The sequence below is a fragment of the Aestuariimicrobium soli genome (assembly GCF_051192575.1).
In the GTDB taxonomy this organism is placed as follows: Bacteria; Actinomycetota; Actinomycetes; order Propionibacteriales; family Propionibacteriaceae; genus Aestuariimicrobium; species Aestuariimicrobium soli.
On sequence record NZ_JBPJSQ010000001.1, the window covers coordinates 189,500 to 204,359 of the forward strand.

Genomic DNA, 14,860 nt, shown 5'->3' on the forward strand with positions numbered 1-14,860 from the left:
GCGGCGGCTGGTTCTAGACTGGTCGGCATGTCCTTGCTCGAGCGGATCAGTGGCCCCGAAGACCTGAAGGGCTTGTCGCGCGCGCAGTTGGAGACGGTGGCGGCCGAGATCAGGGCCGCCCTGATCAGCAATGTGAGCCGCACCGGCGGCCACCTGGGGCCGAACCTCGGGGTGGTCGAGCTGACGCTGGCGATCCACCGCGTCTTCGACTCGCCGCGCGACCCGATCGTCTTCGACACGGGCCACCAGAGCTACGTGCACAAGATGCTCACCGGACGACTCGACCAGTTCCCGACCCTGCGCCAGCGAGGCGGCCTGGCCGGGTACCCGCAGCGAGCCGAATCCGAGCACGACTGGGTCGAGAACTCGCACGCGTCCGCGTCACTGTCCTGGGGCGAGGGGTTGGCCAAGGGCTTCCGGGTCCGCGGCGAGGATCGCACCGTGGTCGTCGTCATCGGCGATGGTGCCCTGACCGGCGGCATGGCCTGGGAGGCGCTCAACAACATCGCCGCCGAGCCCGATCTGCGGCTCGTGGTCGTCGTCAACGACAACGGCCGTTCGTACACGCCGACGGTCGGCGGTCTGGCCCAGCACCTCTCGGGGCTGCGCACCCACAAGCGCTACGAACAGACGCTCGGGCTCGTCAAGCGCAGCGTGCACAGCACGCCCCTGGTGGGCAAGACCGCCTACGAGGTGCTGCACGGTGTGAAAACTGGGATCAAGGATGTGCTGGCGCCCCAGGGCATGTTCTCCGACCTGGGCATCAAGTACATCGGCCCGATCGACGGGCACGACGAGGTCGCCACGGAGCGCGCCCTCGACCAGGCCAAGGGTTTCGCCGGGCCGGTGATCGTCCACTGCATCACCCGCAAGGGGGCAGGGTTCCACGCCGCCGAGAACCACGAGGAGGACCGCTTCCACGCCGTCGGCAAGATCGACGAGATCACCGGCGAGTCCCTGAGTGAGGGCAGCCGCGCCACGTGGACCGACGCCTTCGCCGAGCAGATGCTGCGTCTGGGCGACCAGCACCCCGAGCTGGTGGCCATCACGGCTGCCATGTTGCACCCGGTGGGCCTGGCGAGGTTCGCGGCGGCGTTCCCCGACCGCACCTTCGACGTCGGCATCGCCGAGCAGCATGCCGTCACCTCGGCGGCTGGGCTCGCCGCGGCCGGACTGCACCCGGTGGTGGCCCTGTACGCCACCTTCCTCAACCGCGCCTTCGACCAGACGCTGCTCGACGTCGGCCTGCACCACGCGGGCGTCACGTTCGTGCTCGACCGGGCCGGCGTCACCGGCCCCGACGGCCCGAGCCACCACGGCATGTGGGACATGTCGCTGCTGGGGCTCGTCCCAGGCCTGCGACTGGCCGCCCCGCGCGACGCAGAACGTCTGGCGCAGGCTCTCGAGGTGGCCGTCACCGTGGACGATGCCCCCACCGTCATCCGCTACTCCAAGGAGAAGTTGCCCGACCCGATCCCGGCCGTGGCCCAACGCCACGGCTGCGACGTGCTGGCGACCTCGTCCGACCCTCAGGTGCTGATCGTGGGGCACGGCTCGTTCGCGGCGCTCGCCCTCGAGGTCGGCGCCCGGCTCGAGGGTCAGGGGATCGGGGTCACGGTGGTCGACCCGTTGTGGTCGTTGCCGGTCTCCGAGGGTCTGGTGAACCTCGCCACCGAGTACCGACTGGTCATCTCGCTGGAGGACAACCTCGTCAATGGGGGCGTCGGCTCACGGCTGGCGCAGCTGTTGCGTGAGCGGGAGTCGTCCACCGTGGTCATGGATCGCGGCATCCCGCAGAGCTATCTCGACCACGCCTCCCGCGAGCAGGTGCTCGAGGCTGCCGGGCTGACGGGGCAGGCACTCGCGCGCCAGGCCACCGAACGCTGGCTGCGGCTGCAGCCCGCCGACTCCGACCTGGCGTCGGTCGTCACGGACTGACATCCGCCGGGGGCGTCAGCCCCTCGACGAGCACGCCCACCACCTGGTCGCGCTGCCACGGGCGCACGCCGAGCCCGGCGAGGGCCGCGTCAACCGTCTCTGCCGTCACCGGCTGGGGTGGTGTGTGGGTGATCCGCTTGAGCGCGTCGGGCTGGATCAGCTGTTCCGGGGGCATCTGCAGCGACTCGGCCAGCTGTTGCGTCGCCGGGCGCACCCGGTTCCAGCGTTCCCAGGCCTCCGGGTCTCTGGTCTCCCAGCCGCGCGGATTGGGGGGACCGGTCTGGGCCACCTTGGACGGCGGCAGGTCTCGGTCGGGCAGGGTCGCCACCCGATCGATCGCGGCCACCCAGTTGCTCTCGAACCGACGCGCGTTGCGGCGCTTGAAGCCGTCGATCTGACGCAGGTCGGCCCGCGTCGGCAGGGTGCCACCGCTGCCCCCTCGTCCCGACGGCCGAACCTTGGCCGCGAGTTCGGTGATGGCCTTGTCCTGCACCACCTTGCCGGGGGCCAGGTCGTGCCGCTCGGCGAGCAGGTCGCGTTCGTCCCACAACTCGCGCACCAGGGCCAGGCCCCGGCGGCCACGCACCTGCTGCAGCCCGGTCGTCCTGCGCCACCGATCGGCCTTGTCGGGCCCCGGTTCGAGGGCCTTGGTGATGCCGTGGGCGAACTCCTGCAGGGCCCAGTCGAGCTTGCCCGCCGCGCGCAGCTGCTCCTCGAGCCGATCACGCAGCTCGACCAGCAGTTCCACGTCGAGGGCGGCATAGGCCAGCCAGTCCTGCGGGATCGGGCGCACCGACCAGTTGGCGGCCGAGTGCTCCTTGAGCAACTGCAGGTCGAACTCCGCCTCGATCAGGGCACCCAACCCCACCCGGGGCAGCCCGAGCAGGCGCGCGGCCAGCTCGGTGTCGAAGACCGTGCGCGGCACCAGGCCCGCCATCGCCAGGCACGGCAGGTCCTGGCTGGCCGCGTGGATGACCCACTCGCTGGGCTCCATGGCGGCCTGCAGTCTGGACAGTTGAGGTCGTCCGTCGGGGTCCTCGAAGGCCACCGGATCGATCAGGTGGGTGCCGGAGCCCTGCCGGCGCAGCTGCACGAGGTACGCCTTGGGGGAGTAGCGGAAACTCTGGGCGCGTTCGGTGTCGACGGCAATCGGACCGTGACCGTCGGCCAGGGCCGTGATCACCTCGTCCAGGGCGTCCCAGGTGTCGACGACGTCGGGGATACCGTCCGCCGGGGTGGTCAGCAGGGGGAGCGTCGGGGCCTCGGGCTGCTCCTCCCGCTCGGGTTCGGTGGCCATCACAGCGGACGAAGGCCCGTGCGGGGCGTCAACTGGACGACGCCGTCGGGCAGAGTCGGCAGCCCGGCGGTGGTGCACAACAGGTCCTGCCACGCGGACAAGTGGGTCGACAACTGGTCGGGGCCCTCGTCGAGCAGCGGAGTCCACGAGGCGCGGATCTCGACCTCGCTGCGGGCCGGCTCCTCGGCCATCTCGCCGAAGCTGCGGCTCGCGACCGAGGTGACCGTGCCCGACGCCGCGGTGTAGGCGGCGTGCCGCTGCTCGAGGGAGTCCGTCAGCCACGACCAACCCACCTCGGGCAACAGGGGGTCGGTGACCATCTGCTCGTCGACCTCGGCGCGGGCGAACGAGACCAGCCGGTAGGTGCCGTCCCACGCCTCGTTGCCGGCGGGGTCGTGCAGCAGCACGAGGCGTCCGTTGCCGACCTCGATGCCCTCACTCATCACCACGGCCTGCAGAGCGGCCGCGCGGGGGGCGATGCGCTGCGGAGCCGGGATCTCGGTGACCTGCACCTCGGCGCGCCAGCGGAACTCGGTCAGCTCGCGTTCGACCGCCCCGAAGACATCGGCAGCCGCTCTGGTCGGAGGAATCGCGCTCACCAGACCACCCTAGGCGGGGGTGCGCAGGGTGATCATCAGGCACGCCGGACGACGCGTTGGGCGGCGGTTAAGCTGGCGCACGTGACCGATGCCCCGACGCCGACCGACTCCGGCCCCGTGCACCTGGACTTCCGCAAACACGACGGCCGCGAGCACTGGCAGGAGCCGTACCGGCTGCTCGGAGTGGATCGATTCGGGGTGTGGCTCGGCATGCCGGTCGGCACGGCCTACGGTCGTCCGGGCGTCGACCTGGTCTCGGAGGTGCCCATCGTGAGACTGCTGCCCGCGGCCGATCTGCCGGGTGGCCCCCGCTGGGCGGCCTGCTTCAACGGGCGGCCCGAGCACGGCGGGGAACGGGCGATCCGCGTCTACGTCGACGTCTGCACGGCCCCGGTCTGGCGGCGCACCGGCGACGGCTGGCGAGCCACGCTGGTCGACATGGACCTCGACATCGTGCAGCGGTTCGACGGTGATCTGTTCATCGACGACGAGGACGAGTTCGTCGAGCACACCGCCCTGTTCGGCTACGACGCCGCCCTGGTGGCGGCCACCCGCGCCGCCGCCGACGCCGTCTTCGCGAGGGTGCGCGACGGCGAAGCCCCGTTCGACGGGACCGGTGAGCGGCACCTGGCTGACTGCCGCTGATTCGCCTGTGGTTGAATCGTCCGGGTGACCGCATCCGTCGAACCAGCCCTGCTGGCCGCAGCCCACCAACGACAGCTCGACCGCTTGCCGGTGTGGTTCATGAGGCAGGCCGGCCGCTCGCTGCCTGAGTACCGCGAGACCCGCGCCGGCACCCAGATGCTCGACAGCTGCTTCGACGCCGACATGGTCACCGAGATCACGCTGCAGCCGGTGCGCCGCCACCTGACCGACGGTGCGGTCTTCTTCTCCGACATCATGGCGCCGCTCAAGGCCGCCGGCATCGACCTCGACATCGTGCCCGGTACCGGCCCCGTGGTCGCCTCGCCGGTGCGGGACGCCAGGGGCCTGGAACGAGTGCTGGCCCACGAGCTCGACCCCGGGGCGCTCGGGCCCATCGGACGAGCCGCCCGCCAGCTCACCGCCGCCCTCGACCCGCAGGTGCCCCTGATCGGGTTCGCCGGCGCCCCGTTCACCCTGGCGAGCTACCTGGTCGAGGGTGGCCCCTCGAAGGACCACGCCCGCGCCAAAGCCTTCATGGTCGGCGAACCCGACCTGTGGCGGCGGTTGTGCGCCTGGCTGGCGGACCTGTCGTTCGCCTTCCTGGCCGAGCAGATCGCAGGCGGCGCGCGGATCGTCCAGCTCTTCGACTCCTGGGCCGGATCGCTCACCGAGGCCGACTACCGGGCCCACGTGGCGCCCCACAGTCGGGCCGTGCTCGACCGACTGCCGGCCGATCTGCCGCGCATCCATTTCGGCGTGGGCACCACCGAACTGCTGCCGGCCATGACCGAGGTGATGGGGGAGGGCTCGCCGGCCGTCATCGGGGTCGACTGGCGCACGCCGCTCGACGTCGCCGCGCGTCGCGTCGGCGGCCGAGCGGCGGTGCAGGGCAACCTGGACCCCGCGTTGCTGCTCGCCCCCTGGGAGGTGCTGGCCGACCGCGTGCGTGAGGTGGTGCGTGCCGGGGCCGGCGCCCCGGGCCACATCTTCAACCTGGGCCACGGCGTGCCGCCGACCACGGACGCGAGCGTGCTCACCCGCATCGTCGAACTCGTCCACACCGAGGGTCCCGCGCTGCGGGCCGAGGCCCGGCAGGGCTGAGAGGAAACCATGACTCACACCACTCCCGATCACGAGGCCATCAACGCGGCCCTCCACTACACCCAGTACGCCGTCTTCCGGCGCACCGGGGCGATCTCGGGCGAGGAGGTCGCCGAGACCCTGCGCATGCTCGAAGAGGCCGCCGGCGACCGCGGACTGGTCGTCCGAGGGTTCTACGACCTGGCCGGCTTCCGTGCCGACGCAGATCTGCTCGTGTGGTGGAGCGCCCCCGAGTCGACCGAGGTGCTGCAGGATGCCTACCTCGCCCTGCGGCGCAGCCCGCTCGGCCGGGTGCTCGAGCCGGTGTGGTCGCAGATCGGGCTGCATCGTCCGGCGGAGTTCAACAAGACCCACGTGCCGGCGTTCCTGATGGGGGACGACCCCCGCGGTTACGTCTGCGTGTACCCGTTCGTGCGGTCCTACGAGTGGTACCTGCTGCCCGACGACGAGCGTCGGCAGATGCTGCGTGAGCACGGCATGCTGGCCCGCGACTACGCCGACGTGCGCGCGAACACCGTCTCGGCCTTCGCCCTGGGCGACTACGAATGGCTGCTCGCCTTCGAGGCGGACGACCTGCACCGCATCGTCGACCTGATGCGCGAACTGCGCGCGGCCAAGGCTCGTCGACACACCCGCGAAGAGGTGCCGTTCTTCACCGGACGACGCCGCGAGCTCGCCGACATCGTCGCGAGCTGGGGCTGACCGCCCTCACCCGGTTTCGGGGCGAAGCTCAGGCCTTCGGGGTGAGGGAGAGGCTGACCGAGTTGATGCAGTAGCGCTGGTCGGTCGGGGTGTCGTAACCCTCGCCCTCGAAGACGTGACCCAGGTGCGAGTCGCAGGCTGCGCAGCGCACCTCGATGCGCGGACGCCCCGGCAGCGAGTCGTCGCGCAGGTAGCGGATGGCGTCGTTGTCGGAGGGCGCGTAGAAGCTCGGCCACCCGCAGTGCGACTCGAACTTCTCGGTGGAGGTGAACAGTTCCGCGCCGCAGGCCCGGCAGCTGTAGACCCCCTCGGTGGTGGTGTCGGTGTACTCACCGGTGAAGGGCCGTTCCGTGCCGCTCTCGCGCAGCACCTGGTACTCCAGATCGCTGAGCTGGGCTCGCCACTCGTCCGACGTCTTGGTCACCTTGGGGCTGTAGGAGTCACTCACGCCCCTATGATGCCCGGATGGGCAAGAAGAAGGCAGCACGTGTCAACGCAGAGCTGAATCTTCGTGAGGTGTTGAGGGTTCCGGCGGGCCGGGTCGACCTCGCCACCCACGACGCCCGCGACAAGCGCGGGTACCCGGGGGCGGGCAAGGACGACGCCGACGTCGCCATGGCCGCTCTGGAACCCGAACTCTCCGATCTGCAGGAGCGGCTGTATGCCGGCTCGAAGGCCGACGACGCCCCCACGCGCAACGTGCTCGTGGTGCTGCAGGGCCTCGACACGTCGGGCAAGGGTGGTGTGATCCGCAAGGCCATCGGCATGGTCGACCCGCAGGGGGTGCAGTTGAAGGCGTTCAAGGCACCCACCGACGAGGAACGCGCCCACCACTTCCTGTGGCGCATCAAGAACGCCCTGCCCGGCAACGGCATGATCGGCATCTTCGACCGGTCGCACTACGAGGACGTGCTGGTCACCCGGGTCAACGGGTGGATCGAGAAGCGCACCTGGGAGTCCCGGTACGACCAGATCAACGAGTTCGAGGACGAGCTCGCCCGCGCGGGAACCACCATCATCAAGTGCTGGCTCAACGTCTCCTACGACGAGCAGTACGCCCGCCTCGAGGAGCGCCTGGCCAATCCCGAGAAGTACTGGAAGTACAACCCGGGCGATCTCGACACCCGGCGACAGTTCCAGGACTTCCAGGTGGCCGCCAGCGAGGCCATCGAGCGGACGAACACCGACGCCGCGCCCTGGTTCGTGGTGCCCGCAGATCGCAAGTGGTACCGCAACTGGGCCGTGGCCCAGCTGTTGGTGGAGCACCTGCGGGCGCTCAACCTCGGCTGGCCGGCTGCCGAGTTCGACGTGGCCGAGCAGCAGCAGGCCCTGAAGGCCCTGCGCTGAGGAGCTGTGGGCTGAGGGCTGGGGGTGTGACCCTCAGCTGTGCGTGAGCAGCTCGATCAGGTCGTCCTCGGCGTGCAGCTCCACGTTCTGCAGGGGCGCGTCGGAGCTGGGGTCGAGCAGATCCATGGCCGCGTAGGCGTAGCGCGCCATCACCAGGTCGAGCAGGCGATCGTCCGCGCCCAGGGGGCCCGAGACGGCGACGGCTCCGTGGGCCCTGGCCAGGTCGGCCTGCGACGACCACGTGGCCGACTCGGCGAGGAACAGGGATCCGACGGCGATGTGTCGGCGACCCTGCCCGCGCAGGCTGCCGATGGCCTGGGCCACGTTGGGGCCCGAGCCGTCGGCGACGGCCACCACGCACGGGAGCTTGTGGTGCGTGGACCACTGACGGGCGCGACGCGAGACCAGTCCGTGCCCGCGAATGTCGCCGCCGGTGGCCAACGACAGCACGAGTGCGTCGAGTTCGACGGTGCGCGCCAGCCGAAGGGCCGTGCGAAGACGATCGTCGAGCACGTTGAGCAGTTCCGGCGCCGGCCCCACCGGGCGAGCCAGGCTCATGCGCAGCAGGGGGTAGGTGGCCCGCAGGTCGTCGAGGCTGGCGACCAACTGCGGGTGGGTGTCCACGGCGCTGGTGACGTCGAGGTCAACCAGCACGATCTCGTCGGCCCCCAGGTGGGCGAGGCGCTCGACGGCGGTGCGCAACTCGCAGCCGGTCTCGTCGACGAGCGCAGGCTGCACCTGGACGGTGGGCCGCACCTTCATCATCTGGGTGGCCAGGGCGCGCACCACCTGGCGAGAGTTCGCGTCCTCGGTGCCGACAGCAGCGAGAACCAGGGCCGGAGCAGTCATGAATCTGCCTTTCCGTGTTCAATGGAAGGGCGGCGCCGTTGCCGTGTGATGGCCACTCTTCTCGCCATGTGGACGGATCGCAAGGGTGCGTCTCACATCGTGGGCAGTTGTCTCGTGCTCAGTCGTCGGTGCCGTCGACGACCGCCTCGTGGATCTGCTCCGCCTGGCGATCGCTGATCCCCGACACGTGCGGCCACACCGACTCCAGCGATGCGTTGAAGGCAGCGCCCAGCAGAACGGCGAGCGACGTGAGGTAGAGCCACAGCAGCAGAGCGATCGGTGCACTGAGTGGTCCGTACAGGGACGAGCCTCCCAGGGACTCGTCCAGCACGAACCGCAGCACCCACGAACCGGCCAGCCACAGGCCAAGGGTCAGCACGGCTCCGGGCACGTCGGCGCGCCAGCGCCGACGCAGCGGCACCGCCCACCAGTAGAGGGTGGTCAGCAGCAGGGTCGATCCGATCAGCACCGTCGGCCAGTACGCCCGGGCGATCCAGGTGAGGGGTTCGGGCAGCAGTCGGGTGACCAGGCTGGGGCCAGCCAGCACCAGGGGGAGCATCACGGCGGCCAGCAGCAGGGAGGCGAGGTAGATGCCGAAGCTCAGGGCCCGGGCGTGGATGATGCCGCGCTTGCCGGCGTGGCCGTACATGATCGAGACGGTGTCGACGAACACACTCATGGCGCGCGACCCCGACCACAGGGCCAGCAGGAAGCCGATCGAGATCACGTCGACGCGGCCCGCACTGAGCACTTCGTCCAGCGTGGGCACGAGCACCTGGTCGATGGCCGACTGCGTCAGGAACGGAGTGGCCACCTCGACGATGCGGGTCTTGAACTCAGCCACCGACTGCACGCTGTAGCGCTGCGCGACGAAACCCACCGAGCCGGCCAGACCGAACAGCAGCGGGGGCAGGCTCAGCACGGCGAAGAAGGCCGACTCGGCCGCCAGCCCCATCACCCGATAGCGCAGGGCGGCCTGGATCGTCCGCCACGGAACCTTCGCGGCCTGGGCGAGGGGAGCGAGCACGGACGATTGCCGCGCCTGCTGGGCGAGGCGATCACGCAAGGGTCTGGGCATCACGACAACGGATCCGGTGAGCATGCACGGGTGACTTTCGGGGAAGGATCAGCGGGGAAGAGCTGACCCGTCGATGGTGCCACGGGGGCGGTCGGCCGCGGTGGCGACCCGCCCGTGGGCATGCAGAACGGCCCCCGACCAAGTGGTTGGTCGGGGGCCGTGCTCACGGGTGGGCGATACTGGGTTCGAACCAGTGACCTCTTCGGTGTGAACGAAGCGCGCTACCACTGCGCCAATCGCCCGTGCGAGAAGCAACGGTAGCGCAGCCGCTCGGAGTTTGCACATCGGGCCCCGGAGGCAGCCCGGGCGGGCCGGTTCGGGGCCCGATTTGTACTCCTCGACAGGAGTCCGCTAGTGTTCTCAACGCCCCGAGAACGGCGCCCCGACAGGGACAAAGATCACGGAGCATGCGGACGTGGCTCAGTTGGTAGAGCATCACCTTGCCAAGGTGAGGGTCGCGAGTTCGAATCTCGTCGTCCGCTCGGAAGGGTCTCAACTCATCCAGGCTTGAGGTCATTCTCCTGGTGGAGTGGCCGAGAGGCGAGGCAACGGACTGCAAATCCGTGTACACGGGTTCAAATCCCGTCTCCACCTCGGGCGGCTGGCGCAGTGGTAGCGCGCTTCCCTGACACGGAAGAGGTCACTGGTTCAAACCCAGTGTCGCCCACCCCGAAGGAACGTGGCCCTGACAAGGCGAAAGTCTTGTCAGGGCCACGTTTCATGTCCCTGGGGTGTTGCGCGCGGATTCTGCACGCCCCCTGTTGCCGCCGGTGCGCCGAGCCTAGGGTGGATGGAACCTCAAAGGGGGATTCCATGTCTGTCGTCATCGTCGGTGCCGGACTCGCCGGCGCCACCACCGCCTCGGAACTGCGCAAGCGAGGCTTCACCGGATCGATCACCCTGGTCGGCAGCGAGCCGCACGCACCCTACGAGCGGCCGCCGCTGTCGAAGGACCTGCTGCTCGGCAAGCGGGACGCCGAGCAGAAGGCCTTCGTGCACGAGCCCGACTGGTACGCCGAGCACGACATCGACCTGCTGCTCGACACCACGGCCACCGCCCTCGACCTGGAGGCCGGCGAGGTGGTGCTCGCCGACGGCCGCCGGCTGGGCTTCGACCACCTGGTGCTGGCCACCGGATCGACCCCGCGACGCCTTCGGGTCGCCGATGACTCCGGCGCCCCGGTGGCCTACCTGCGTACCCTCGAGGACGCCCATCTCATCGCCGACCACCTGACCGAGAACGTGCTGGTGATCGGCGGCGGCTGGATCGGGTTGGAGGTCGCCTCGGCGGTGCAACAGGCCGGGGGAGAGGCCACCGTCGTCGTCCGCGACGAGGTTCCCCTGCGGCGCGTGCTGGGTGCCGAGGTGGCACAGGTGTTCGCCGATCTGCACCGTGAGCACGGGGTCGACCTGCACACCGGTGCGACCCTCGCCTCGCTGAAGCACACCGAGGCGGGCACGACGGCGACGCTCGACGACGGCACCGAACTGCACCCCGACCTGGTGGTCGTGGGCATCGGCGCCACTCCCAACGTCGGGCTCGCCCAGGCTGCCGGGCTCGCCGTGGAGGACGGTGTAGTGGTCGACGCGTACCTGCGCGCCAGCGACCCGCGCGTGTTTGCCATCGGCGACATCGCCAACCATGCCCACCCCCAGCACGGGCGTCTGCGGGTCGAACACTGGGACGCGGCGGTGGGCCAGGGCAAGCATGCCGCCCGGATGATCACCGGCGAGGAGACCCCCTACACCCGCCAGCCCTACTTCTTCACCGACCAGTACGACCTCGGCATGGAATACGCGGGGCACGGCTCGTTCGACGACGACGTGGTCGTGAGGGGTGACCGGGCGACGCGTGAACTCACCGCGATCTGGCTGCGGGAGAACGTGGTGGTGGCCGTCATGCAGGCCAACGACTGGGACGCGATGGACCCGCTGAAGGCGTGGCTGGGCCACCCAGCGACCGAGCACCTGCGCGACCCGTCGGTGCCGCTGTCCGAGGTCGGCGGCCCCGCCTGATCCCGGCCGGCCGGCAGAGCCCGTGGTTCAATGACCCCATGCAACGTGGTTCAAATGTGCCGCGACTGGGGGATTTCAACCTCCGCGTGGTGCTCGACTGCATCCGGCGGACGACCGCCGGGATCAGTCGCGTCGAGATCGCCCAACTGACGGCGCTGTCGGAACAGACGGTCTCGAACCTCACCCGACGGCTGCTCGACCAAGGTCTGGCGGTGGAGTTGGGGCGCGAGATCAAGGGTGTGGGCAAGCCCCGCACCATGCTCGGCCTCAACCCCGACGGCATGTACGCCGTCGGTGTGCACCTCGACCCGGCGAGCATCGCGGTCGTGCTGGTGAACCTTGCCGGCGAGGTGGTCGAGCAGACGGTCGTGCCGGTGGCGGACGAGGCCGACCCGCAGGTGGTCGTGGCCGACATCGCCCGGGCGGTCGCGCTGGTGGTCGCCGATCGTGACCCCGTGATGGGCGTGGGTGTCGGGGTGCCGGGGCCGATCGACGCCGAGCGGGGCGTGATGATCAACCCGCCGCTGCTGGAGCGCTGGCGCGACGTGCCGATCGCCGAGTTGATGATGGCCGCCATCGGCCTGCCGGTCTCGGTCGAGAAGGACCTGATCGTCGCGGCCGGCGGAGAGGCCTGGTTGCGGCAGGGCGGTGCCACCCCCGACTTCCTCTACACCTACCTCGGCGCCGGCCTGGGCTTCGGCCTCGTCCACGAGGGAGCGGTGCAACGCGGCGTCTCGCACAACTTCGGCGAGGTCAACATCTTCCTCATCCAGACCCCGGGGCCGCACCTGTCCTGCTGCGTGATCCCCGGGTCGTTCGCCCATCGGGTCTCCCCGCGGCACCTGATCTTCGCCGCGGCCGACGTGGGCGCGCTGAGCGACGACGTCGTCCGCAGGGCCAGCAACAGCCCGGCGGGCCGCGATGCCCTGCTCGCGGCGCTGGTCGACCAGGCTCGCGACGGCGACCCGCGCAGCAGCCAGGTGTTCGCCACCCTGGCCCACGACCTGGCCGAGGGGCTGGCGCCGTTGTCCGACCTGCTGGACGTCTCCGAGATCGTGATCGGTGGGCATTCGTGGGCCCACTACGGCGGTCTCGTCGAAGAGCCGCTCGCCGACCGGTTGGCGCAGCGGGCGGTGCTGCGCACGGCTCGTCCGGTGCACGTGCAGACCTCGGCGGCGCTCGAGTCGGGCATCGCGCTCGGCGCGGCCACCATGGTGCTGGACGAACGCGTCAGCCCCGACGCCCGCGGGCTGTCGGGACGGCAGCGCTGACCTGACTCGAGCTCGAACCTGTTCCATTTTCTGGACATTTACTCCAAGTTCGGGACTAACGACCTCCTCGCTGGAATAGTCAGGACTCGTGGCGCAACAGGGCGCCGAGGATCAAGGAGGATCCATGAGGAGTGGAATCTCGCGGGGCGGGTCACGGCGGGGCAGACGACTGCCCGCGGCCATGGCCGTGGTCGTCGCCGTGCTGATGTCGCTGATGGCTGCCTGCACGGCCGGCACAGCGGGTCAGGGTTCGACCAACAGCAACGCACCCAACAGCCCCGGCCAGAAGGCCGGGTCGGACCGTTACATCAAGCTGTCGCCGTGCTGCAGCTGGAACACCACCTGGTCGTTCAACCCGTACAACGTCAACGGGCTGGGCATCCAGAACGACTTCATCACCATGCGTCTGGCGATCCTCAAGGCGCCCGGGCTGACCGACTTCGAGCCCCAGCTGGCCGAGAAGTGGGACGAGAGCGGCGACAAGCTGGTCGTTCACCTGCGCGCCGACGCCAAGTGGGAGGACGGCAACCCCGTCACCAGCAAGGACCTCGTCGACACGGTCTACCTGAACGCCACCCGCGGTGACGGCTTCTGGCGCTCGATCCAGTCGGCCACGGCCACCGACGACCACACCGTCGAGTTCACCCTCCGCAAGGGTCAGGACATGGCGCTGGCCAAGCTGGCGATCCTGCCGAACATCGTGGTGTACCCCTCGAGCGTCTACGGCCAGTTCGTCACCGACGAGTTGAAGAAGGACGCCGAGGCCTACTTCGGCAAGGCCTTCGACGACCCCGAGGGCGCCACCAAGATGCCCGAGTTCAAGCGCATGGGCGAGACCTTCCAGAAGCTGGCGGCCCTCAAGGTCGACAAGCTGATCGGCAACGGCCCGTTCAAGCTCGACAACATCACCACCAAGGAGGCGAAGCTGTCGAAGTCGCCCACCTTCTGGGGTGCCGACAAGATCCAGGTGGCCGGCATCGACTACCTGAACGGCTCGAACCAGACGATCTACCCGCAGCTGTTCAGCGATGGTGCCGACTTCTCCAACGTCTACCTGCCGCCGCCGATCCTGAAGCGCTGGGGTGAGACCGAGGGCAGCAACACCGCCCTGCCGCTCGCCTTCGGCTTCATGATGGCGTTCAACTCGGCCAAGGCCCCGCTGGATCAGAAGGAGGTCCGCCAGGCCCTCGCCTACGTGATCCCCCGCCAGAAGATGGCCGAGGCCGCCTACGGCAACGTCGAGGGTGCCGGTGGCGCGTGGAAGGAAGTTCCCACGGGCCTGTCGCCGACGCTGGACAAGCTCTACCTGAGCGACGACCAGATCAAGCAGCTGAACCCCTACCCGGTCGACCCGCAGAAGGCCACCGAGCTGCTCACCAGCAAGGGCTTCAAGAAGCAGGGCAACCAGTGGCTGAAGCCCGACGGCAAGCCGTTCACGCTGACGCTGACCGTCAATGCCGACACCTCTGACATCGTGACCTCGTTCAACGCGGCCGCGACGGCACTGACCCAGTTCGGCATCAAGTCCGAGGTGAAGGCCACCTCCGGCGCCCAGCAGGACGCCGACCAGCACAACGGTGACTTCGAGATCGGCATGGCGTTCGTCGGTGGCAACAACCCGATCAGCAACTACGCCTCGCTGCTCGGCCCCGGCTACAACTTCACCAGCCAGGGCAACTACGCCGGCAAGCGCGGTATCGGCTTCGGTCCCAAGATGGAGGTGCCGGGCATGGGCAACGTCGACATCCCCACCACCATCGCCAACCAGGAGCGCACCGTTCCCCCGAACGACGAGATGAAGAAGGCCACCTGGGCCTGGGCGCAGCTCGTCAACGAGGAGATGCCCTACCTGTGGTACGCCACCAAGGTGTACCAGTTCTCGTACTCCGACAAGCACTTCACCAACTGGCCCCCGGTCGGTGACAACGGTTCGAGCGAGCTCTGGGACATCATCTCCAACAACATGACCGGCGGTCTCTCGCTGGCCATGCAGCAGGGCTACATCGTCCCGAAGTGA

At 69.4% G+C, this 14,860-nt stretch carries 13 protein-coding genes and 4 tRNA genes; 11 read left to right on the forward strand and 6 right to left on the reverse strand.

All coding sequences use genetic code 11. The features are described 5' to 3' along the window. Positions 1-27: 27 nt before the first annotated feature. Entirely contained in the window at positions 28-1,938 is a 1,911-nt protein-coding gene (gene dxs / locus ACSDQ9_RS00865; protein ID WP_435142616.1) for a 1-deoxy-D-xylulose-5-phosphate synthase, read from the forward strand. On the opposite strand, the gene ACSDQ9_RS00870 is transcribed toward dxs, so the two are convergent. Together ACSDQ9_RS00870 and ACSDQ9_RS00875 are read right to left on the reverse strand one after the other, a co-directional pair. Then, the gene (locus ACSDQ9_RS00870; protein ID WP_435142618.1) at positions 1,928-3,235 is read right to left on the reverse strand and encodes a ribonuclease D; all 1,308 of its coding nucleotides are present in this window, start codon (positions 3,233-3,235) and stop codon (positions 1,928-1,930) included. The two genes, dxs and ACSDQ9_RS00870, sit on opposite strands and share 11 nt — an antisense overlap. Then, entirely contained in the window at positions 3,235-3,834 is a 600-nt protein-coding gene (locus ACSDQ9_RS00875) for a DUF3000 domain-containing protein (RefSeq protein WP_435142620.1), read from the reverse strand. Before ACSDQ9_RS00875 ends, ACSDQ9_RS00870 begins: the two co-directional genes overlap by 1 nt. 81 nt (positions 3,835-3,915) lie before the next feature. Between ACSDQ9_RS00875 and ACSDQ9_RS00880 the strand changes: the two genes are divergently transcribed. The 3 genes from ACSDQ9_RS00880 to hemQ are packed head-to-tail and all read left to right on the forward strand — an operon-like array spanning position 3,916 to position 6,282. Continuing rightward, entirely contained in the window at positions 3,916-4,479 is a 564-nt protein-coding gene (locus ACSDQ9_RS00880; protein WP_435142622.1) for a DUF402 domain-containing protein, read from the forward strand. A 24-nt stretch (positions 4,480-4,503) separates the two neighbouring features. Continuing rightward, positions 4,504-5,580, forward strand: a complete 1,077-nt coding sequence (gene hemE / locus ACSDQ9_RS00885; protein WP_435142624.1) for a uroporphyrinogen decarboxylase — start codon at positions 4,504-4,506, stop codon at positions 5,578-5,580. A gap of 9 nt (positions 5,581-5,589) precedes the next feature. Continuing rightward, positions 5,590-6,282, forward strand: a complete 693-nt coding sequence (gene hemQ / locus ACSDQ9_RS00890) for a hydrogen peroxide-dependent heme synthase (protein WP_435142626.1) — start codon at positions 5,590-5,592, stop codon at positions 6,280-6,282. Positions 6,283-6,310: 28 nt separating this feature from the next. Here the strand turns inward: hemQ and msrB are convergent, their stop codons facing one another. After that, positions 6,311-6,730 carry a peptide-methionine (R)-S-oxide reductase MsrB gene (gene msrB, locus ACSDQ9_RS00895; RefSeq protein ID WP_435142628.1) on the reverse strand — a complete coding sequence of 140 codons (420 nt, stop codon included), beginning with the start codon at positions 6,728-6,730 and terminating at the stop codon, positions 6,311-6,313. 17 nt (positions 6,731-6,747) lie between these two features. Between msrB and ACSDQ9_RS00900 the strand changes: the two genes are divergently transcribed. Then, positions 6,748-7,629 carry a PPK2 family polyphosphate kinase gene (locus ACSDQ9_RS00900; protein WP_435142629.1) on the forward strand — a complete coding sequence of 294 codons (882 nt, stop codon included), beginning with the start codon at positions 6,748-6,750 and terminating at the stop codon, positions 7,627-7,629. Positions 7,630-7,662: 33 nt separating this feature from the next. Here the strand turns inward: ACSDQ9_RS00900 and ACSDQ9_RS00905 are convergent, their stop codons facing one another. The 3 genes from ACSDQ9_RS00905 to ACSDQ9_RS00915 all read right to left on the reverse strand — a co-directional run bounded on the left by ACSDQ9_RS00905 (position 7,663) and on the right by ACSDQ9_RS00915 (position 9,798). Next, positions 7,663-8,478, reverse strand: a complete 816-nt coding sequence (locus ACSDQ9_RS00905) for a sirohydrochlorin chelatase (protein ID WP_435142631.1) — start codon at positions 8,476-8,478, stop codon at positions 7,663-7,665. A 118-nt stretch (positions 8,479-8,596) separates the two neighbouring features. Next, entirely contained in the window at positions 8,597-9,556 is a 960-nt protein-coding gene (locus ACSDQ9_RS00910) for a YihY/virulence factor BrkB family protein (RefSeq protein ID WP_435142633.1), read from the reverse strand. Positions 9,557-9,726: 170 nt separating this feature from the next. Further along, positions 9,727-9,798, reverse strand: a tRNA-Val gene (locus ACSDQ9_RS00915). A gap of 167 nt (positions 9,799-9,965) precedes the next feature. Between ACSDQ9_RS00915 and ACSDQ9_RS00920 the strand changes: the two genes are divergently transcribed. The 6 genes from ACSDQ9_RS00920 to ACSDQ9_RS00945 all read left to right on the forward strand — a co-directional run bounded on the left by ACSDQ9_RS00920 (position 9,966) and on the right by ACSDQ9_RS00945 (position 14,860). Beyond that, a tRNA-Gly gene (locus tag ACSDQ9_RS00920) sits at positions 9,966-10,038 on the forward strand. A 41-nt stretch (positions 10,039-10,079) separates the two neighbouring features. Continuing rightward, positions 10,080-10,150, forward strand: a tRNA-Cys gene (locus tag ACSDQ9_RS00925). A 1-nt stretch (position 10,151) separates the two neighbouring features. Next, positions 10,152-10,223 (forward strand) — tRNA-Val (locus tag ACSDQ9_RS00930). 146 nt (positions 10,224-10,369) lie between these two features. Beyond that, positions 10,370-11,572, forward strand: coding sequence for an NAD(P)/FAD-dependent oxidoreductase (locus tag ACSDQ9_RS00935; RefSeq protein WP_435142635.1), 1,203 nt, complete (start codon positions 10,370-10,372; stop codon positions 11,570-11,572). Between the two features lie 89 nt (positions 11,573-11,661). Then, a complete protein-coding gene (locus ACSDQ9_RS00940; protein ID WP_435142637.1) occupies positions 11,662-12,843 on the forward strand; it encodes an ROK family protein in 1,182 nt (393 codons plus the stop codon). A 124-nt stretch (positions 12,844-12,967) separates the two neighbouring features. Beyond that, positions 12,968-14,860, forward strand: a complete 1,893-nt coding sequence (locus ACSDQ9_RS00945; protein ID WP_435142639.1) for an ABC transporter substrate-binding protein — start codon at positions 12,968-12,970, stop codon at positions 14,858-14,860.